20 protein-coding genes are annotated in these 19,066 nt (G+C 48.9%); 13 read left to right on the top strand and 7 right to left on the bottom strand.

The features are described 5' to 3' along the window. Positions 1-248 (top strand): hypothetical protein (locus tag T494_RS14075; RefSeq protein WP_207638162.1); only part of this gene is annotated, 248 nt, incomplete at its 5' end. Here T494_RS14075 and T494_RS0109555 read toward each other — a convergent pair. After that, positions 230-2,278: a U32 family peptidase gene (locus T494_RS0109555; RefSeq protein ID WP_028506108.1), complete on the bottom strand. Its 2,049-nt coding sequence runs from the start codon at positions 2,276-2,278 to the stop codon at positions 230-232. The genes T494_RS14075 and T494_RS0109555 overlap by 19 nt on opposite strands. After that, positions 2,278-2,784, bottom strand: a complete 507-nt coding sequence (locus T494_RS12880; protein WP_051540305.1) for a cell division protein ZapA — start codon at positions 2,782-2,784, stop codon at positions 2,278-2,280. Before T494_RS12880 ends, T494_RS0109555 begins: the two co-directional genes overlap by 1 nt. Positions 2,785-3,011: 227 nt before the next feature. Between T494_RS12880 and T494_RS0109545 the strand changes: the two genes are divergently transcribed. Both T494_RS0109545 and T494_RS0109540 read left to right on the top strand, forming a co-directional pair. Continuing rightward, positions 3,012-4,226, top strand: a complete 1,215-nt coding sequence (locus T494_RS0109545; RefSeq protein WP_028506107.1) for a pyridoxal phosphate-dependent aminotransferase — start codon at positions 3,012-3,014, stop codon at positions 4,224-4,226. A 20-nt stretch (positions 4,227-4,246) separates the two neighbouring features. Next, positions 4,247-5,227, top strand: a complete 981-nt coding sequence (locus T494_RS0109540) for a hypothetical protein (RefSeq protein WP_028506106.1) — start codon at positions 4,247-4,249, stop codon at positions 5,225-5,227. Positions 5,228-5,330: 103 nt separating this feature from the next. Here the strand turns inward: T494_RS0109540 and T494_RS0109535 are convergent, their stop codons facing one another. Beyond that, positions 5,331-7,052 carry a DNA mismatch repair protein gene (locus T494_RS0109535; protein ID WP_028506105.1) on the bottom strand — a complete coding sequence of 574 codons (1,722 nt, stop codon included), beginning with the start codon at positions 7,050-7,052 and terminating at the stop codon, positions 5,331-5,333. 126 nt (positions 7,053-7,178) lie between these two features. Further along, positions 7,179-7,724 carry an NADH peroxidase gene (locus T494_RS0109530; RefSeq protein WP_028506104.1) on the bottom strand — a complete coding sequence of 182 codons (546 nt, stop codon included), beginning with the start codon at positions 7,722-7,724 and terminating at the stop codon, positions 7,179-7,181. A gap of 213 nt (positions 7,725-7,937) precedes the next feature. Here T494_RS0109530 and T494_RS0109525 point away from each other — a divergent pair, with 213 nt between their 5' ends. Genes T494_RS0109525 through T494_RS0109515 form a run of 3 tightly spaced genes read left to right on the top strand, consistent with a single transcriptional unit; the run spans position 7,938 to position 9,474 of the window. Beyond that, positions 7,938-8,429 carry a C-GCAxxG-C-C family protein gene (locus tag T494_RS0109525; protein WP_051540309.1) on the top strand — a complete coding sequence of 164 codons (492 nt, stop codon included), beginning with the start codon at positions 7,938-7,940 and terminating at the stop codon, positions 8,427-8,429. Beyond that, a complete protein-coding gene (locus T494_RS0109520; RefSeq protein ID WP_028506102.1) occupies positions 8,426-8,809 on the top strand; it encodes a hypothetical protein in 384 nt (127 codons plus the stop codon). The genes T494_RS0109525 and T494_RS0109520 overlap by 4 nt, the downstream gene beginning before the upstream one ends. Positions 8,810-8,829: 20 nt before the next feature. Continuing rightward, a complete protein-coding gene (locus T494_RS0109515) occupies positions 8,830-9,474 on the top strand; it encodes an HAD family phosphatase (protein ID WP_028506101.1) in 645 nt (214 codons plus the stop codon). A 61-nt stretch (positions 9,475-9,535) separates the two neighbouring features. Here the strand turns inward: T494_RS0109515 and T494_RS0109510 are convergent, their stop codons facing one another. The 3 genes from T494_RS0109510 to T494_RS0109500 form a co-directional block, all read right to left on the bottom strand. Beyond that, positions 9,536-11,812, bottom strand: a complete 2,277-nt coding sequence (locus T494_RS0109510) for a GGDEF domain-containing protein (protein ID WP_028506100.1) — start codon at positions 11,810-11,812, stop codon at positions 9,536-9,538. A gap of 246 nt (positions 11,813-12,058) precedes the next feature. Beyond that, entirely contained in the window at positions 12,059-13,300 is a 1,242-nt protein-coding gene (locus T494_RS0109505) for a homoserine dehydrogenase (protein ID WP_028506099.1), read from the bottom strand. A 35-nt stretch (positions 13,301-13,335) separates the two neighbouring features. Further along, a complete protein-coding gene (locus tag T494_RS0109500; protein ID WP_028506098.1) occupies positions 13,336-13,782 on the bottom strand; it encodes an ACT domain-containing protein in 447 nt (148 codons plus the stop codon). Positions 13,783-14,126: 344 nt separating this feature from the next. Here T494_RS0109500 and T494_RS0109495 point away from each other — a divergent pair, with 344 nt between their 5' ends. From T494_RS0109495 to T494_RS0109465, 7 genes are read left to right on the top strand one after another with little or no spacing between them, the layout of a single operon-like run. Beyond that, on the top strand, positions 14,127-14,438 hold the full coding sequence (locus T494_RS0109495) for a hypothetical protein (RefSeq protein WP_028506097.1): 312 nt from the start codon (positions 14,127-14,129) through the stop codon (positions 14,436-14,438). 30 nt (positions 14,439-14,468) lie between these two features. After that, complete coding sequence (locus T494_RS0109490) at positions 14,469-15,500, top strand: V-type ATPase subunit (protein ID WP_028506096.1); 1,032 nt, start codon at positions 14,469-14,471, stop codon at positions 15,498-15,500. Positions 15,501-15,526: 26 nt separating this feature from the next. After that, positions 15,527-17,482 (top strand): V-type ATPase 116kDa subunit family protein, encoded by a 1,956-nt coding sequence (locus T494_RS0109485; protein ID WP_028506095.1) that lies wholly within the window; start codon positions 15,527-15,529, stop codon positions 17,480-17,482. Positions 17,483-17,509: 27 nt separating this feature from the next. Next, positions 17,510-17,944 (top strand): ATP synthase subunit C, encoded by a 435-nt coding sequence (locus T494_RS0109480; RefSeq protein ID WP_028506094.1) that lies wholly within the window; start codon positions 17,510-17,512, stop codon positions 17,942-17,944. A gap of 19 nt (positions 17,945-17,963) precedes the next feature. Then, the gene (locus tag T494_RS0109475) at positions 17,964-18,272 is read left to right on the top strand and encodes a V-type ATP synthase subunit F (RefSeq protein ID WP_028506093.1); all 309 of its coding nucleotides are present in this window, start codon (positions 17,964-17,966) and stop codon (positions 18,270-18,272) included. Positions 18,273-18,286: 14 nt separating this feature from the next. Continuing rightward, entirely contained in the window at positions 18,287-18,439 is a 153-nt protein-coding gene (locus T494_RS13885; RefSeq protein ID WP_155984079.1) for a hypothetical protein, read from the top strand. Between the two features lie 32 nt (positions 18,440-18,471). Next, the gene (locus tag T494_RS0109465) at positions 18,472-19,062 is read left to right on the top strand and encodes a V-type ATP synthase subunit E family protein (protein ID WP_028506092.1); all 591 of its coding nucleotides are present in this window, start codon (positions 18,472-18,474) and stop codon (positions 19,060-19,062) included. Positions 19,063-19,066 lie beyond the last annotated feature (4 nt).

Genomic DNA, 19,066 nt, shown 5'->3' with positions numbered 1-19,066 from the left:
AGAGTTCAGAAAAAGAGTTTGAGAAAAAACGCTCCCAAGAGAATACCCACAGTTGCTTGACAGGTATACCTCAACAAATGCGGATTTACCGAGGTTTGCACAACACAGCTCTACTCTTGTACAGTTATCACAAAGTGAAAGCCCGGAGCGGCACGAAAGCCGCTGCCTGCTCAAACCGATATGCGACGGACAAGCGTGCCGCCGCGGCGGCAAATTCTGATTTATCTATTCAGATTATCCCCCTGTAATAAAGTCCTCGGGTGATGTTCTCAAGCTGCGCTTTTTCGCCGTTTCTGAACGCCCTTACGATGTCTGCTGCCTGCTGGGGAGTTTCCTCGTCAAAACAAAGTGTCACGAAAGCTGCGCCCTTGAAGTCTGACATCTTGTCCGCCGTAAAAAGCACGTCGCTGTTGAGCACCTCCACGTATCCCTCGCCCTTTGAGCAGCGCACAGGAAGCTCCCTGCCCGTTGGGTCGTAAAGGGTCTTTGTGCATTTTCCGCAGCCCACTGCCTGCCTTATAGGGCAGTTCACCGTCAGCATCATGGGCAGCCGTCCGTAGCCTATATATCCCAGAGGTACGGGCTTTTTCAGTGCCCGTATCTGCGCCGCTTTCAGCTCGAACGATGCGGTCACGTCACAAGCTTCCATCTCTCCCAGCAGCTTTGCCGCAACACTGTTTGTCACGTTCAGACCAAATCCTCCGTGGACGGTCAATTCCAGCTCTCTACCGATTTTCAGATGAGCGATATTTGTGGCAAGGATATGCTCCAAGCCCCGTTTTTTCAGTGCTTTCAGGCGGTCTATCACCCTTTGCTCGTCAAAGGTGAATCTCGGAAGCGCCGCCATTATCTTCTCACCGAGCGCTGCAAGGTCTGAATTTGCGCACAGCTCCAGCGGCATTATCACAAATTCAATATGGTTCGTATCTATTTTGTCAAGCTGTTTCAAGCTTGAAATTTCTATCCTTATTTTTGGCTGCTCGCACTCGCAGCTTCCCTCAAAGTCTGTAATATCCACATCTTCAAAGGGCACAGACCTGTCGTTTGCCCCGGCTCTTACGCTATCCAGCCCACCACACGCCTGCCGCCGCAGAGCGTTTATCTGTGCGGGACTGACATACAGCATATCACCGATGTCACACTCGCAGCCGCCGTATTCGTAAATAGTGTCCCCCAGCTTTATCAGCTGCTTTTCCACCTGCTCGGCTGTCAGACCCCTGCTCTGTGCCGTTTGCGGAATATCTCCCCTCGCCGTAAAGCTGTTGCCTTGGGTGTCGGTGACCGTAAGCTGCACTTTGCTTCCCTGCCGGGCTGTGAACGCAAACCGCACCCTGTCACGCTTGAACTCACTGCGGTAAAGCTCGTGTATCCCCGGCAGAGCCTTTGCCGACACCGCCGCATCTTCCTTGTCACGTCTGCCGAACATTTCGCTGCCTGTTTTGCCCTCAAAGTAGCCCTTTGTAAAGCCGCTTCGTGAAAAGACTGCCGCCAGCCCCTCCATGTCCGGATCCTGCCCTGCGCAAGCCATAACTGCGCTGTGGGTCGCCTTTGCCACATACTCCGGACGCTTCATACGTCCCTCTATTTTCAGCGATGCCGCACCTGTTGCCAGCACGGTGTCCATAACGTCCAGTACCGACATATCCTTCAGCGACAGATCATACCGCCGTTCACCCTTCACTGCGCTGATGCCAAGTCTGCAAGCCTGGGCGCAAAGCCCTCTGTTCGCACTTCGTGAACCGATAAGGGCACTCATATAGCACTGCCCCGAAACAGACATACACAAAGCACCGTGAACAAAGATCTCCGTTTCCGTCCCAAGCTTTGAAAGGGAGGCTATTATCCCCTCGGGCAGTTCCCTTGAAAGTACGGTGCGTGAAAACCCCAGCTCCTTTGCTTGCTCAACACCGTTTTTGGTGTGAACGGTCATCTGTGTGGAAGCGTGTATCTCCATACGGGGACAGCATTTTCTCACTATCTCCACAAGGCACAGATCCTGGGTTATTAGCCCGTCAACACCTATCCTTGCCGCAGTTTCCACCGCTTTTTTGCACTGCTGAAGCTGGCTGTCAAAAACAAGAGTGTTTATTGCAAGATAGACCTTTACGCCCCGTATATGGCACAGCTCTACCGCCTGTGCAAGCTCCTCATCGGAGAAGTTCGCCGCATTTGCCCTTGCCGAAAAGCTTTGTCCACCAAGATAAACCGCATCGCATCCGCAGCGAAGAGCCGCACGCAAAGCCTCAGGAGAACCTGCGGGAGAAAGTATCTCAGCCATTATTTCCTGTCAGCACTGCTGCCCGGATCTGTGGTAAAAAAAGACTGCTGGGCACCCATGCTGTTTGTATTCAGGGGCTTGTTTATAGCCGCATCTATCTCTTTTGAAAGCATATCCTTTGCGCTTTCCACCTTCTCGTTGTCATATCTTATGACAGTGGTGCGCTTTTTCAGCTCTGCCTGCAAAGCCTCAACCCTTGCACGCAGCGCCCTTACTTCCTTGTTTGCCTCGTCCGCCTGTATCCTTGCCTCACCGGCATCGTCTACATAATCCTTTATCTGATTTCTTATATTCTCAATGTTGTTGTTTGCCTTTGTAAGCTCGTCAAGACAGTCAAGTGCGCAAAGCAATGCCCCGTCAAGTGCCGAAAGGCTTGGGGATGCGTTGGTTATTGCCGCAATACGCCTGTTGAGTTCCCTTGCAAGTTTCTGAGTGTATTCCTCCGGCTCGGTGGAATTAAGGTTATAAGCCCTTCCTGCAAGCTGAACATTTACTACGTTTTTCATACTTATCGTTCCTTCCGTTTATAATTTCCGCTTTTTGAGATATAAACACAGTATACCATTATCATTATACTACATTTCAAATAAAAAATAAAGCCTTTTACCAAAAAAAGTGCAGTTTTTGCGTTTTTTTTGACTGTGCTTTGTGAAAAATGCCGTTGACAGTCCGCCACCTGTGTGGTAGAATGTATCAGGATAAATGCAAACTATTCATTCAGGGAAGTGTAAACATGAGAACATTCGCAAAATCCACCAAGCTAAACAACGTGTGCTACGACATCAGAGGTCCTGTTATGGACGAGGCTAACCGAATGATCGCACAGGGCGAAAGCATCATCAAGCTCAACATCGGCAATCCCGCCCCCTTTGATTTCAATGCGCCCGATTATATTATCGATGAGATGAGTGCCCACCTGCGTGACGCTCAGGGCTACTCCGACTCCCACGGCATAGCAAGAGCACGTGAGGCTATAAAAGCCTACCATGCCACCAAGGGAGTTGTGGCGCAGAGCATAGATAATATCTATACCGGAAACGGCGTTTCCGAGCTTATAACCATGTCGATGCAAGCGCTTCTGGACAACGGTGACGAGGTACTGGTGCCTGCGCCGGACTATCCGCTGTGGACTGCCTCCGTAACGCTGTCGGGAGGAAACGCTGTGCATTACATCTGCGACGAGGCATCGGACTGGTACCCCGACATCGAGGATATGCGCTCCAAGATAACCGACAAGACCAAGGCTGTTGTGGTCATCAACCCCAACAACCCCACAGGTGCGGTGTATCCCATGGAGATACTTCAGCAGATAGTGGATCTGGCTCGTGAGCACGAGCTTATCATATTTGCCGACGAGATCTACGACCGCCTTTGTATGGACGGCATAAAGCACACCTCCATTGCATCACTTGCCCAGGATCTTTTCTGCATTACCTTCAACGGTCTTTCCAAGTCCCACAAGATCGCAGGCTTCCGCTCCGGCTGGATGGTGATCAGCGGTGATCTTAACAGGGCAAAGGGCTACATGGAAGGCATAAATATGCTTTCATCCATGCGCCTTTGTTCAAACGTTCAGAGCCAGTATGTTATCGAATATGCTCTCAGAGACTTTGACAAGCCCGACGAGATGCTCCTTCCGGGAGGACGTATTTACGAGCAAAGAGAGCTTATCTGCAAGCTCATCGACGGCATTGACGGACTTACCGCTGTAAGACCCCGTGCAGCATTTTACATTTTCCCCAGACTTGACAAGGAAAAGTTCGGCATGAAAGACGACGAACAATTCGTTCTTGATTTTCTCAAAGAGAAGAAGATACTTCTCACCCACGGCGGCGGATTCCATTGGGAACAGCCCGATCACTTCCGCATCGTATACCTGCCAAACTGCGATCAGCTGACTTACGCAATGGAGCAGATGAAGGACTTTTTGAATACATATCATCAATAAGAAAGGACAGATGAACAGATATGATGTGGGTAGGTATTTATGCGGCGCTGGCAGTATGCGTGGTATTTTTCTCGATCAAGCTGGCAAATTATGTTGACCTTATCGACAAGAAAACCGACCTGTCGGGCGCTTTTATAGGCGGTGTTATCCTTGCCGCAGTCACCAGTCTGCCGGAGCTTTTCACCTCTATCTCGGCGGTGCTTTTCGTTAAGCAGCCCGACCTTGTAATAGGTAATATCCTGGGCAGCAACCTGTTCAATATGTGCATCTTCGGCGGTGCAGCACTTATCGCCGCAAAGAGCCTTTGCAAATCGACTATCGGAAACAGCCACTTCAAGACCACTGTTATAACTTTTATTATGTTTGCGATAATGACGCTCCCGGTGGTGTTCAAAAAGGACTTTGAGTTCGCAGGGATAAGCGTTTACTCCATAATCCTGCTGGTGCTTTACGCCTGCTCTATCAAGTTCATGGCAGGCGACAGCGCCGAGAGCGAGGGCGAGGACACAAGCGACCTGACTTTGAAACAGATAATCATCAGATTTATCATAATGGCAGTGCTGCTGGTAACAGCGTCGATTTTCATTACCATTGCCACAGACCACCTTACCGAGGAGTTCAACCTGGGCAAGACGGTGGGCGGTGCGCTGTTCCTGGGCGTAGCCACCTCGCTGCCTGAGCTTACATCTTCTATTGCACTTATCCGTAAAGGCAATTTCAACGCCTGCGCAGGAAACGTAATGGGCAGCGGAGTGTTCAACTTCTGCATTATTTCTATTGCGGATTTCCTTTACAGAGGCGGCTCGGTGTATATCTCCAACGACAAGTCAAGCTCATATCTCAACATCTTCGGGCTTGTTTCCACAGCGGCAGTGGGAGCTGTACTGCTGATGAAAAAAGGCAAAAAGGATGCCGAAAACGCAGGGCTGAAGCTGTTTTACCGGCTGTGCGGTCTGTCGATACTGGGCTGCTACGCAGCGTTCCTGATACTTTCAAACTAAAACAAAAATACCCAAGAGCGATCATACGTTCCTGGGTATTTTTATTATATATCGGATATGTTTTAAGTGGGTGTTTATTGAAAAGCATATCTCCTCATATCGCTTACCCGCTCGTCAGCATTTCGTAGGTTACGCCATACTTCTGCGCAATATCTCTTGCGTACGACATACCCTCAGGCGCAGCGACCTCCACCTTGAACGAGCGTTTGCCGCCGTCACTTTTCACAACCAGCGACGAGGCTTTTGCGCCGCCGGTCTGCTCATTCATCTCCTCAACATCAGCAGCGAGCTTGTGCATATGCGTGTTGTAGATCGTGCGGACCCGCTTTTTGAGAATTGCACGCACAGAGTCACGAGCGATAAAATATCCCTCTTCAAAAGACGTCGTCGAGAACGACTCGTTTAAAAGCAGCAAGCTGTCCGCTGTACAGTCTGCATAGAGCTGCTTGAAACGCACGCACTCCTCACCCAGCCTTCCAAGGTCGATAGTCTTGTCCTCGTCCGCAGGAAAATGTGTGTAAATACAGTCCACAGGCACATATTCAAACGACTTGGCTGCCACATTGATACCGCCCTGTGCCAGAGCAAAAAGCAAGCCCACCGCCTGGGTCACAGTGGTCTTTCCTCCCCGGTTGGCACCCGTCAGAATGTACACAGTGTGCTCGCTGTCAAATTTCAGGTCATTGAAAACGATATCCCCGGCATTTTCCACCGACAGCGCAAGGCGCAGATTGTAAAAGCTCCGGGCATTCATTGAGCACTCGCTGCCGCTTACAGCCTTTGCCGGACAGAAAGCAAACCCTGCCTCACTGTATTTTTCGATAAACTCTGCAAATCTGATGTAGTATGTGAACTCCGGAATAAGCCGTGAAATGTTTATCACCGCAACATCAACGTACTTTGAAAGCGTGTCGCTCAACCGCTTTACCAGCGTGTCAAGCATCTTGTTCATCACCTTTTCAAAATAGAAAGTGGAGTTGTTCATCCCGTCGTCATCAGGCATATTCACGATAGTCTGGCGCACCTTTGCGTCAACAAATGCTCCCGTTGTCTGCATTGCAAGAAAGCCCATACCCTTTTGAAAGATCGCCCCGGGTGTGCCGCTTTGCGAACGGTCAATCTCGTGATAGCGCATCTCGCCGTTCCATTCATTGTCGTCTTTTATGCCGCCTTTTGATGACAGCGCATCAGCAAAATTGCTGACTATACCCGATTTTTTAAACGGCTTGCTGTTGACCGAGATAAGCCCCATGCTCGTTGCTTCAAAGCGGTCATTGACATTCACGCCGATGGTCACGCTGCGAATCTCGGATGCCTTGAGCTTAAGCTCGCTTATATCCTTTCGCATCTGGGCAAAGCAGGAATCCTCGTAAATGCCGTTGATATGCTCACGAAAACGGATAAGTCCCCGTGATCTTATCCTCTCATCACTCAGACACTCCCTCATCGCCTCAACGCATTTTATGTAGTCATCCAGCTCGTCGAGCCGGTGCAGCAGATACCATATCCCCAGCTTTTCCTCTGTTTTTTTTGCCAGCGAACCAAAGCTTTTCATAAATTCAAGTCTTTCAAACAACTCTGTTATCTTTTTACGCAGCTGCGAAAGATCGAGGATATCCGCAAAAACCTCCTGTCTGAAACGTGCGGTATCGGCATCTGCGGTCATATTTGAAATTACCCCGGTGATGTATTTGCGCTCCTTTGCATCGCTTGTCAGCTCCTTGCAGATGCTGTCAAGTCCCAGGTCGTGAAATGCGCTGTCCGTCATCCGGGTAAATTTCGCATTACCATCGGGAAAAAGAATGCTTATGCCCTTGCTGCCCATGTTTATCCTCCCCTGAAATCATATTTTCATAAAGCCAAAGCTGACTTTATCAGCCGCCAAAACCATATAGCTCGGGGGACAACCCTTATCCAAAAGGACTGTCCCCCAAACAACCTTACCGATCTGTTATTTGAAATATCTGTCCAGCAGACCCTTGAAAGCGCAGCCGTGTCTTGCCTCGTCCTTAGCCATCTCGTGAACTGTGTCATGGATAGCGTCGTAGCCAAGCTCCTTAGCCTTTTTAGCGATCTTCATCTTGCCCTCGCAAGCGCCGTTCTCAGCCATATATCTCAGCTCAAGGTTCTTCTTTGTGGACGGTGTAACTACCTCGCCCAGCAGCTCTGCAAACTTAGCAGCGTGCTCAGCCTCCTCAAAGGCAGCCTTTTCATAGTACATTCCAACCTCGGGGTAGCCCTCTCTGTAAGCTACTCTTGCCATTGCAAGATACATACCCACCTCGGAGCACTCGCCATTGAAATTATCTCTCAGACCCTGAACGATCTCCTCGTCAAGTCCCTGTGCAGAGCCGAGCTTGTGCTCGTCAGCCCACATTATCTTCTCGTCCTCTACCTTGTTGAACTTTGATCCCGGAACGCCGCACTGTGGGCACTTCTCCGGCGGCTGCTCGCCTTCATAGATGTAACCACATACCGAACATACGAATTTTGACATAATTATTTACCTCCCATAGCTGTTTTGTGTGAAAAAACCTGTCTTTTTGCACAAGAATATTATACTTGAATTTCACCTTTTTGTCAACAGTGTTTGAACAAATGGCAGACACAATAAAGCAGAAAATACTACACCAAATTTGTATAATTTACACAACACAAGGAAATTTCCTTGAAAAGCAGGGGAAGTTATGATATACTGTATAAAACGGAAATGGCAAAACGGGAGGACATGATGGTGAAAAAGTACAATGAAAACAAGGCACGCCTTGCGGGGGAATACTTTATGAAAGGATACAACTGCTCACAGGCGGTAGTTGCCGCATGGGCAGAAGATGTGGGACTTGATATGCAAACAGCCATGCGCATCTCCTGCGGCTTCGGCGGCGGTATGGGCAGGCTGCGTGAGGTATGCGGCTCGGTGTCCGGTGCGGTTATGATACTGGGCTTAAAATTCGGATATACCGACGGCTCGGACCAGCAGGCAAAGGGTGAGATGTACAAGCTTATCCAGGCGTTTGCTGCCCGGTTCAAAGAGGAGAACGGCTTTGACAGCATAGTGTGCAGGGAGCTGCTGGGGCTGCCCGGGGCAAGCACACCACAGCCTGCGCAGAGAAACGGCGAGTATTACAAAAAACGCCCGTGCAGAGAGCTTGTGGAGCTTTCCGCAGGGCTGCTGGGTGAATTTGTGGAGGTGCAGGAATGAAAAGGATAATCGTTACACGAAAGAAAAAGCTTTCCTCTGCGCTGATGCCCTTTTGGATAATCCCCGGCTCAAAGCAGATGTTTATGAACCAGTTTGGACTTTTGGGCGACATCACCTCCCACGATATCATGGGACAGCCGGTGGACAGGATAGATGTCAGGGTGCTTGAGGCAAACGGAGTGCGGATAAAAAGCGGCGAACAGAAGGTGCTTGACCTGAGTGACGATACATACACCGTCTTTGCCTGCACCTCCACCGGCAGCCTTTCCAACGAGGTACTTTTGCAGGGCGGTCCGTTTATAAACGGCATAGAGACCTACTATCTCAGCATGACCGTTAAGGGAGGTATGACCACCGTCAGCTACCCCTGGTTTGAATAAAAACAACATCAAGGAGAATTATGGACATTACACATTTCAAAGGGGTCATTTTTGACCTTGACGGGACCCTTGTGGATTCCCACTGGGTATGGTCACAGATAGACATAGACTTTCTTGGCAAGCGTGGGTTTGAAGTGCCTGCCGACTACACCAAGGCGGTATCCGCAATGGATTTCCGCCAGGCTGCAATTTACACCAAGGAGCGTTTCGGGCTGAAGGAGAGCCTTGAGGAGATACGAAACGAATGGCGTGATATGGCGATATGGCACTACGCCAACGACATAGAAGCTGTAAAGGGCGCACCGGAATTTGTAAGAAAGCTCCACTCACGGGGAGTAAAGCTGGCACTTGCCACGGCTTCTTCAAGGGAGCTTTTTGAGCCTGTTCTGAAGCGTCACGGGATATTTGACTGCTTTGACTTTTTTGCCACCACCGAACAGGTGGAAAGGGGAAAGGGTTATCCGGACATCTATCTTTTTGCCGCAAAGGGTCTTGGTCTTTCCCGGAAAGACTGCGCAGTATTTGAGGACATAATCGAGGGAGTCAACGGAGCAAAAGCAGGCGGCTTTACGGTTTTTGCAAGGCTAAATCCTCTTTACACAGCAGACCGTGAAAAGATAATTTCCGCTGCCCACAGATGCTTTGAAAGCTTTACGGAGCTATAATTCGATATCCGCACAGCAACAAAAAGGGAGAAAGCTTCTTTAAAAGCTCTCTCCCGATTTTTTATCCGTCTATCAGCTTTTTCTTCTCACGCTTCTGGACATACAGCAGATAGTCTGCCTTGTCGATTATCTCGGCAATGCTCTTGTATTCACTTGCCTTGCACTCGAAGATACCCATTGACATGGCTATTTTATACGGTCTTTTCAGCCTTTCGTTAAGCTGGTCCATGACCTCGCTGCACTTGGATTTGACGTATTGGGTCATATTATCAAACACCGACGGCATCATTGCAACGAACTCGTCGCCGCCTACTCTGCCCACTATGCCCACATCGCCGATGACCTCACGCAGGCAGTCGGCAACGGCTTTTATAGCGATATCGCCTTCGGAGTGTCCGAAGTTATCGTTTATCATCTTCAGCCCGTCCAGGTCAACAAACACCACAATGAGCCGATCGGTCATCTGCTCAAACTGCTTTGAAGCCTCGCTGTAAAAGCCTCTGCGGTTAAGGGTACCTGTAAGCTGGTCAAGGCTGGACATATTATGCAGTGCAATATTTATTTTATTGAGCTGGATAAGGGTCTCGTTCTGTGTTTTGATAAGCTCCTGTATCTTCACCGCTGCGCTTAGCTGATATGTGAGATACTCAAGATAGTTGAAATAGTCGTATGGCATTTCAAACATTGCCAGTCCATACTGCACGTTGTTGGAATAAAGCACGGTGACAAGCATGGTCCAGCGTCTGTCAGAGGGCAGATACTCATGTCTGAAAAGATCCCTCGCCCGTATTTCCTGTCTGTTGCGGGGGACGATAAACACACGGCGGTCCTCGTTGTACGCTTCAAGGTTCCAGCTGAGCACATCAGGCAGGTCGTTTCTGCTGTTGCAGACAATAGGCTTCTCCAGAAGATAGAGATACCCGGTCTTTATGTTGAGCAAATGGAGCTGGCGAAGCATTGAGCCGCAGGCATTTTCCATATCCTCGGTGGCGAACATAAGAACGTCACGGGTGATGATATTTGATCTGTGGCTTACATCGAAACTGCGGTTGTTGTCATAGGTGCGGTGCAGCTCTATGCTGTAAGCTATCATCTGGTTCAGGTGGGTAAAGACAGTGATTATGTCGCTGAGCCTGTCGGGGAGCCGCTGCACCAGATACTTCATACCCGTATCCACCACTGCAAGGAACTTATTTATATTGAAAGCATAAAAGCCCTCTCTGCCTCTGAAAAGCCTGTTGATAAGAACGATGAAGTCGTCAACGCTCTTTTTGTTCTTATCCCCCTGCCGGGTGAGAAACACATTGTCTGCCATATCCAGGAACCGCTCGCAGGCTTTAAGCGTCTTTTTATATCTGTCCTCCGAAGCAAGATCGTCGTAGGCTATCTTCATTATCTCCCGGGCACATTCCCGGCTGCTGAGGTCAAAAATACCGCTGTAATCGGGATACTCCGCCTTACGGAAACAGGATTCTCTCAGAACGAACTTGGTAGCTACTCTTTCATGCTCCACAAAGTCGGTGTTCCCGTTAAGGTAGTCCACCGCTCTGGCAACGGCGGAATAGGCAAGCCCTTCCGCATCTGCGCTTACAGATGCAAGGGGCGGGTTGAGCTGCTGAGCGATAGGCAGGTCGTCAAAGCCCACCACTGCGATCTGGTCGCCTACGGTGATATTATGCCTTTCAAGGACCTCATAAACGGTGGCTGCGGTGGTATCGTTGCAGCAGACGATAGCGTCCATTTCCGGGTTGTCCGCAAGGAGCTTTTCCACCTGCTCATGGCAGAAGGAGGACATATCGTTGTATATGGTAAGCTTCTCGTTGTACTCCAATCCGCCCTCTTCAATGGCTTCCTTATACGCCGCATTACGCTCGATGCAGTCGTAGTTATAAGGCTCGCCCTTCATAAGTCCGATATGCTTTCTTCCGGATTTTATAAGATACCTTACAGCTTCCTTAACACCGGTCGTATTGTCAAAGATAAGGCTCTCGTAGCCCTCCACCTCGGCAGCAATGGAAAGCACAGGTGTTTTGCCGATGCTTTTCATAAGGCTCTGCATATCCTGTTTGGTCATGGAATAAGCTATCTCGCCTGTGGTTATGATTATATAATCAAGGCTGCGGTTGGATACATGGTTAAGCAGAGTATTGAACATATAATCATACTTTTCGTCGGCACTTTCCGGCGCAACATCTCTGCCAATATACTTCATAGGGATTATAGCAAGATTCACATCCATCTGCTCTGCGGCAGCCATGGCACCTTTGGCTATTTCTTTGCTGAACTGGTCAAAGGCGATATTAGCTATAACAAGTCCTACGGTAAAACGTTTGCTCATTTTTATTCTCCTTTCCCGGAGTATGTGACAAAAGCCGATACAAACGGCTGGGTTATTCAAACAATATTAACATCAACAGTATAACACATAGCTGTTTTTTTTGCAACAGTTTTTTTGCAAATAACTTTTCTGCGCATTTTCGCACTTTTTCGCTTGTGAAATGTCACAAATCCAAAGGCGGGTATTTTGTTAAACTTGCATAAACAATAAATCTCCCCCGGTTTTTCCGGAGGAGATCTTTATTATTTACTGATAAATTCTTATCTTGCTCTTTATCTGAGCGGTATGGGAAAGAATGGTCAGATTATCGTCGATATCCGCTTCCTTCATCGTGGGCGTTATGAACGCTATCTCGTTTTCAGGTCTGCCTGCTCTTTCGATATACATCAGCTTTCCGAACATTTCGCTCAGCGAGCCTTTGAGTGCCTCTGCATTGTCAGCCTGTATCCTTACATAAACAGAGGTATTTGTCTGCTTATAGGGGACCACAAAGCTCTTATCCTCGCTGTCCTCCCAGTTGACTGCAAGAACAGTCCGGGGGTGCTTGAGGCAGTCGATTATATCCCCCACAACAGCCGATGCGGTAGGCAGCTTTCCTGCGCCCTGTCCGTAGAACATTACATTGCCCACGCCGTCGCCCACAACGCTTATGGCATTGTACACGTCGTCCACGCTGGCAAGGAGGTTTGTCTTTGGCACGAACCTTGGGCAGACGATAGCTTTCAGCTTTCCGTCCTCCAGCTTTTTCACAGAGCCGATGAGCTTTATAACATAGCCTGCATTATCCGCATATTCCACATCGTCAAGGGTTATTCTCGTTATGCCCGAGCAATGCACCATTTCAGGGTAGATATGCTTTCCGTATGCCAGAGAGCCAAGTATGCATATCTTTCTGCAAGCGTCCTCGCCCTCAACGTCAGCCGTTGGGTCAGCCTCGGCATAGCCAAGCTCCTGCGCCATTTTAAGGGCATCATCAAATGACATCTGCTCTTTTATCATTTTGGAAAGTATAAAGTTGGTTGTGCCGTTGAGTATGCCGGAGATGCTGAGTATCTCGTTGCCTGCAAGGCACTTGTTTATAGGTCTGAGGATAGGTATTCCTCCGCCTACGCTGGCTTCAAAAAGATAGTTGCACTTATGCTCCTTCGCCAGCTTTATAAGCTCCGCTCCCTTTGCGGCAACAAGAGCCTTATTTGATGTGACAACGCTCTTTCCCTTTTCCAGCAGCCTTTTTGTGTAGTCGTAGGCAAACGTGGTTCCCCCCACTACCTCGGCTACAACGGTGACCTCGTCGTCGTTGAGTATCGTATCAAAATCCTTTATCATCCGATCCGCAAAGGGAGAATCGGGGAAATCCCTCAGATCAAGTATATACTTGATGTCACAGTCCTTTCCCACCTTCCGGGAGATAGACTCACGGTTTTTCATAAAAAGCTCTACCGTTCCCGAGCCTACCGTTCCGTATCCTATTATTGCGACCTTACTCATATGATTTTACCTTTCCTCTCTATCTCTGCTATGCTTCATTCTCCGGATATAAGCTTGACATCCACCACGCCTTTTACCCTGCCCAGCTCGGTCTTTAACTGCTGTGCGGACACAAGCTCATGGTCAAAGCGTACCGAAACGGTGACCGTGGCTACGGAGTCAACGGGTATGTTCTGGTTTATGGTTAGAATGTTTGTGTTCAGCTCATAAAGCTTGGAGATAATGGAGCTTAACACGCCTTTTTCATCCCGCAGGATAAGATAGACAGACAAAATATTGTTTGTGAGCTGTTCCTCATAGTTGAAAACACAGTCCTTATACTTGTAATACGCACTTCGTGAAATGCCCACGGCTCTGCACGCTTCAGCCGACGTTGCAGCCTCGCCCCTTGCCCTCATTCCCTTTGCGGTAAGCACTTTGAGGATTATCTCCGGGAGCACTCCGGAGCTTACTATTACAAGCTTGTCCTCTTTTGCAGACATTTTTTCAGTCCACCTCCTGCGAACAGATGTACTTGCGGTAAGTACGAATATACCACTTTTTGATAGATTTGTCAAGGGCGATCCTGCTTTGCATAAAGAGAAAATCCCCCCTTTGAAACTCCTTTGTATGTGCGTTTTGCACACCACCACAAGATGTTGTGCCCGGGCAAGTTCTTCGCTTCAACAGATTGTGCCCGAAAAGAGCTTGTTAACATAGTTTCCCCTTTTCAATAATGAATTAGTTACAAATATGATTTCGTTAACAAATTAGCCCTTGTTATAATTATTAAAAAGGTGTAAAATGAAAATTAGATTTTATTTTTGTACGAAACGGAAGTGAGAATGTGGATATAATCTCTGAAATCATACAGACAGACAAGCTGGCGGATGCAAAAATAATCAAAGCCAACGAGAAAAAGGCGGAACTTGAACAGCTCACCAATGACGAAATTGCAGGTTTTGAACGTGAGTCATCGGAAAAGGTGGAAACTTACAGGGCAAAGACCCTTGAAAGATGCAAAACACAGACCAAGGCACAGATCGCTAAGATCGAAAAAAGCGAAAAGGACAGGATCGCCGGGATCGACGAGCTTTATTCCGCTAAGCACAGAAAATGGGAAAAAGCCATTGTGGAAAGGGTGTTTTCCGATAAATGACAGCCAGGCGCTTCAAAGGGAGGGACCAGTATGCTTGAGAGCATGTCGTCAAATGCCACAGTGGCAAAAATACGTGCCCTGCACGGCAGGATGCTCACGGAGGAAAACTACCGTGAGATGCTTGCCCGGCGCAGCGTCCCGGAGATAACGGAATATCTTTCGTCTACCAGGCGTTTCGGGGACGCCCTTAAAGACATCGACCCGATGACGGTGCACCGTGGGTTTCTTGAAACACTGCTGGAAAAGGAAAACTTCGACACCTACATCAGACTTTGCAGATTTCAGCAGCTTGACAAGCTGCCCTTCTTCGATTTTCTCATAAGCAAGTCGGAGATAAACTGTCTGCTTATGCTTATCAACAGCATAAATTCCGGGCTGGACAGGTCGTATCTGGATTATCTCCCCGGATATATTACAAACTATTCCGGACTTGACCTGCTGGAGCTTAGCCGTGCAGAAAGCTTTACGGAGCTTGTGAAGCTTTTGCGCACCACCAAGTATTACAAGCCGCTGGTGCGTGTAGCCCTTGCCGAGGACGGCACGGTGGATTATACCGAATGTGAAAGACAGCTGCGGACAAGTTACTATGCCCGTATCCTCAATCAGGCAGAAAAGTCATTCTCGGACGAGGAAAAGGACGAGATGATAAAAATGCTCAAGGACGAGATAAACTTCCTTAACATGATAAATGCATACCGTATGAAGGCGTTTTTCGGCTTTACTCCGGAGCAGATAAAGCTCCACCAGATAAAGCTTCCCGGCGTGGGCAAAAAGCTTGACAACTATTACGAGCTGGACACACCGGAGCAGATGCTGGACTGGCTGAGCCGCAACGAGGCGCATCAGGAATTTGCCGACGGCACCAAAATAGAGGTGGTTATGCAGCGCAACAAGTACAAAAGGCTGGAACACACCCTCTACCGCAGCTTCCATGCTCCGGTGGTGCTTTACGCTTTCACCCAGCTTTGCGACTTTGAACTTTCAAACATCACACACATTATCGAGGGGATACGCTACGGCGTTGACCCGGTGTATATAGAAAACGAACTTTTGGTCTGCTGACAGACCGGGAAAGGAGTAATGCTCAAGTGGGTATTGAAAAAATGGAGCTCGTGAGCCTTGTGGGGCAGATGAACGAGCTTGACCAATGCCTGGGAAAGTGCTGCGAAAGCGGCTGCTTTCACATACAGCCTGCCTTTTCAAGTGCTTCGGCGGCAAACGGTCTGACCCTTTTGAACGAAAAAAACGGCTATGCGCCGCTTCTTAAAACATTTGAACGGCTTGCTGTGGAGCTTGGTATCGAGCTTAAAGAAACCGATTACAGCGCTTACTCACCTGCCTCGCCGGAGGAATTTTCTCAGCGTGCCCGTGAAATAAGCGAAAGCTTTGAGGAGGCAAACCAAAAGAAAAAGGATGCCCTGCAGAAGGTGGCTCAGATAAACGAGACCGTTACGCAGATACACCACCTCAAGGGCATGAACATCAACTTTGAGGACATTTTCTCCTGCAAGTATGTTGCTTCCAGGGTGGGCAGGATACCTACGGACAACCTGGCAAAGCTGGATTATTACGACGAAAACTTCTTCTTCGTTCCCTTTGAGACACAGGACCTGTACTGCTGGGGAATGTACTTCTGCCCCGAGCAGGACAAAGCTCTTGTGGACGACCTTTTCCATTCCATGTTCTTTGAGCGTGTTCATCTGCCCAATTTTGTAAAGGGCGATGCGGACAATGCCATAAAGACACTTTCGGCAGACATGACCTTGCAGCAGCAGAAGGCGGACGAGGCTCAGGCGGAGATAAACCGCATATCCATCCGGGTCAAGGACGAGATGCTTGCGGCATATTCAAAGCTTCAGTATCTTTACGGTACATTCGAGCTTCGCAAAAAGGTGGGATATTTAAGCGGAAAGTTCTATATCAAAGGCTTTGTTCCCATTAAGGACAAAAAACGCTTCAACCAGCTTATGAGCACACTGGAAACGGTGAGCGCAGCTTATATGCCGCCTGATGCGGACGCAAACTGCACACCGCCCACCATACTTAAAAACAGCTGGCTCACAAGACCCTTCGGCATGATGGTGGAAATGTACGGTCTGCCAAATTACGGAGGCTTTAACCCCACCGCTTTCGTTGCAATAACCTACACGCTGCTTTTCGGAGTAATGTTCGGCGACCTGGGGCAAGGCTTCCTGGTAATGCTGCTGGGACTTATAATCGGCAGAAAGCTGAACAGGGATGCCGGAGGAATGATGGTGCGATGCGGACTTTCAAGCATGGTCTTCGGTACCATATACGGTTCGGTGTTCGGATTTGAGGACCTGCTGGATCCGCTGTACGAACAACTGGGAATAAGCTTCCTTCCTCTGAAGGTCTTTTCAAAGACAAGCTTTATCCTTCTGACCGCCGTGGCAGTGGGCGTGGTACTGATAGTTTTATCCATGCTGATAAACATTTACATCGGCTTCAAGGAAAAAGATTACGAAAAGGCGATCTTCGGCTGCAACGGAATTGCCGGGCTTATCTTTTACAGCTCCATTGCCGTGGGGCTTGTGGGAACGATAATGTTCGACGTGAAGATAATGTCCCCCCCGTTTGTTATCTGCCTTATAGTTATACCGCTGATATGTATTTTCTGCCGTGTGCCTTTCTCATTGGCGGTCAAGTACAAAAAGTTCAGACTCAGTGCTGACGAGGAAGAAAAAATGACCATCGGCGGGTTTATCGTGGAAAACTTCTTTGAGATGTTTGAGTTCGTGCTTTCCTACATTTCAAACACTATGTCGTTTCTCAGAGTGGGCGGTTTCGTACTCTCCCACGCAGGCATGATGCTTGTGGTAATGACACTTATGGACGGTGCATCGGCTGCGGCTCAGCCGGTGATACTGGTTATCGGAAACGCTTTTGTAATGGCTATGGAGGGCATGATCGTAGCGATACAGATAATCCGTCTGGAATTCTACGAGATATTCAGCCGCTTCAACGAAAGCGACGGCGTGCCCTTTGAACCTGTAAAAGTACAGTTCAATGCGCAGACAGAATAAACAATAATTTATCTGGAGGATATAAAAATGATCATTTACTTTTTACCACTTATCGCAGTTGCACTTCTGTGCGTTCCTTTTATTTTCACGGCTAAGAAGCTGAAAACAGGAAAGGCTTGCAAGAGGGCGTTTATCGGAAATCTTTGCTCCTTCGGCGGAGTTATGCTCATCGCTCTTATCCTGCCGATCGGAAACCTGGTAAGCGCAGCAAGCGAGGAGGGAGCTGCGGTGGCTCTCACCACAGGCGACGGACTGGGATACCTTGCAGCTGCTCTGGCAGTTGGTCTTGCCTGCATAGGCTCGGGCATCGCCGTTGCGGCAGGTGCTCCTGCGGCTATCGGTGCAGTTTCCGAGGACCCGAAGGCTTTTGTTAAGGCTCTTATCTTCGTGGTTCTGGGCGAAGGTATCGCTCTTTACGGACTGCTTATCGCTATCCTTATCATTTCCGGTGTTCAACAGTAGACCCACAGGGTAAAAAGCAATGAAATTCTATCTTATAAGCGACAACATCGACACGCAGATGGGTATGCGCCTTGCAGGGATAGAGGGCGTGGTGGTACACTCCCCCGAGGAGATAAAAGGCGCACTTGACGATGCCATGAAAATGGAAGATGTGGGAATAGTGCTTATGACGGAAAAGGCTGTTCAGCAGGTGCGTGAAACAGTTTACGACTACAAGCTCAACCGAAAGCAGCCTCTGATAGTGGAGGTTCCCGACAGGCACGCCACCTCAAAAATTTCCGACACAATTTCAAGATACCTGTCTGACGCAATAGGCATAAAGCTCTGAGAAGGCGGCAGACTTTGGCTTTTTCAAAAAACCATCACCGCCCTTCACAGGCAGGCAGGGTGAATGTTTTTGAGATCGACTACCCCCTTGACCGTTCAAAACGGCTGGAGATAACGCCGGAAAAAGCCGGCGGTATCCCCCGCATTACAAACATAAAAACCATTTAAGGAGGAGCCTCTGTACACGGGGCGCACAAGGAATGAAAAAGGAAAGTGAAAGGCTGAATAAGTTTAAGCTGGCGGTGTTTTCTCAGGCGCAGAAGCAAGCTGATGACATTGTTTCGGACGCTCAGCAGGACAGAAAGCAGCGTCTTGCGGACGCCAAGGATAAGACCCACAGCGATATGCTCAGTGAACTTGAACAGATAGACAGAGAATACCAGGCGGACATGGTCCGTGAGATATCCTCCCGCAAGATACAGGCGCAGCGAAATGTGCTCACTCACCGCAGCGAAATGATAGACAGGGTGTTTGACAACATCAGAAAACAGCTGCTGGAGCTTTGCGACAGCGAAAAATATCCTGAGGAGCTTAAAGCAAGGCTTGACAAATGCGCCGCACAGGCTCCGGACAAAAAAGCAACAGCTTATTTCACCAAGCGTGACATAGAGCTGGGCAGAGAGCTTTGCAAGGGCACTGCATTTACGGCGGAGGAAACTTCGGATTTCTCTTTGGGCGGAGTGCTTGTGGTGTTCAAGGACAGCCAGATCGCCCTTGACTGCACCTTTGATTCGGCACTTGAACAGGAACGGGAGAATTTTTCAAAGTCCGCAGGGCTCGGACAGATCTGACGGA

This window comes from Ruminococcus sp. FC2018 (assembly GCF_000621805.1).
GTDB lineage: Bacteria > Bacillota > Clostridia > Oscillospirales > Ruminococcaceae > Hominimerdicola.
This window is presented reverse-complemented; position numbering and strand designations above follow the sequence as displayed.

Bases quoted from the DNA above. Each gene is read 5' to 3' on its own strand.
- T494_RS0109555 (WP_028506108.1), bottom strand. From the start codon at position 2,278: ATGGCTGAGATACTTTCTCCCGCAGGTTCTCCTGAGGCTTTGCGTGCG.
- T494_RS12880 (WP_051540305.1), bottom strand. From the start codon at position 2,784: ATGAAAAACGTAGTAAATGTTCAGCTTGCAGGAAGGGCTTATAACCTT.
- T494_RS0109545 (WP_028506107.1), top strand. From the start codon at position 3,012: ATGAGAACATTCGCAAAATCCACCAAGCTAAACAACGTGTGCTACGAC.
- T494_RS0109540 (WP_028506106.1), top strand. From the start codon at position 4,247: ATGATGTGGGTAGGTATTTATGCGGCGCTGGCAGTATGCGTGGTATTT.
- T494_RS0109535 (WP_028506105.1), bottom strand. From the start codon at position 7,052: ATGGGCAGCAAGGGCATAAGCATTCTTTTTCCCGATGGTAATGCGAAA.
- T494_RS0109530 (WP_028506104.1), bottom strand. From the start codon at position 7,724: ATGTCAAAATTCGTATGTTCGGTATGTGGTTACATCTATGAAGGCGAG.
- T494_RS0109525 (WP_051540309.1), top strand. From the start codon at position 7,938: ATGGCAAAACGGGAGGACATGATGGTGAAAAAGTACAATGAAAACAAG.
- T494_RS0109520 (WP_028506102.1), top strand. From the start codon at position 8,426: ATGAAAAGGATAATCGTTACACGAAAGAAAAAGCTTTCCTCTGCGCTG.
- T494_RS0109515 (WP_028506101.1), top strand. From the start codon at position 8,830: ATGGACATTACACATTTCAAAGGGGTCATTTTTGACCTTGACGGGACC.
- T494_RS0109510 (WP_028506100.1), bottom strand. From the start codon at position 11,812: ATGAGCAAACGTTTTACCGTAGGACTTGTTATAGCTAATATCGCCTTT.
- T494_RS0109505 (WP_028506099.1), bottom strand. From the start codon at position 13,300: ATGAGTAAGGTCGCAATAATAGGATACGGAACGGTAGGCTCGGGAACG.
- T494_RS0109500 (WP_028506098.1), bottom strand. From the start codon at position 13,782: ATGTCTGCAAAAGAGGACAAGCTTGTAATAGTAAGCTCCGGAGTGCTC.
- T494_RS0109490 (WP_028506096.1), top strand. From the start codon at position 14,469: ATGCTTGAGAGCATGTCGTCAAATGCCACAGTGGCAAAAATACGTGCC.
- T494_RS0109480 (WP_028506094.1), top strand. From the start codon at position 17,510: ATGATCATTTACTTTTTACCACTTATCGCAGTTGCACTTCTGTGCGTT.
- T494_RS0109475 (WP_028506093.1), top strand. From the start codon at position 17,964: ATGAAATTCTATCTTATAAGCGACAACATCGACACGCAGATGGGTATG.
- T494_RS0109465 (WP_028506092.1), top strand. From the start codon at position 18,472: ATGAAAAAGGAAAGTGAAAGGCTGAATAAGTTTAAGCTGGCGGTGTTT.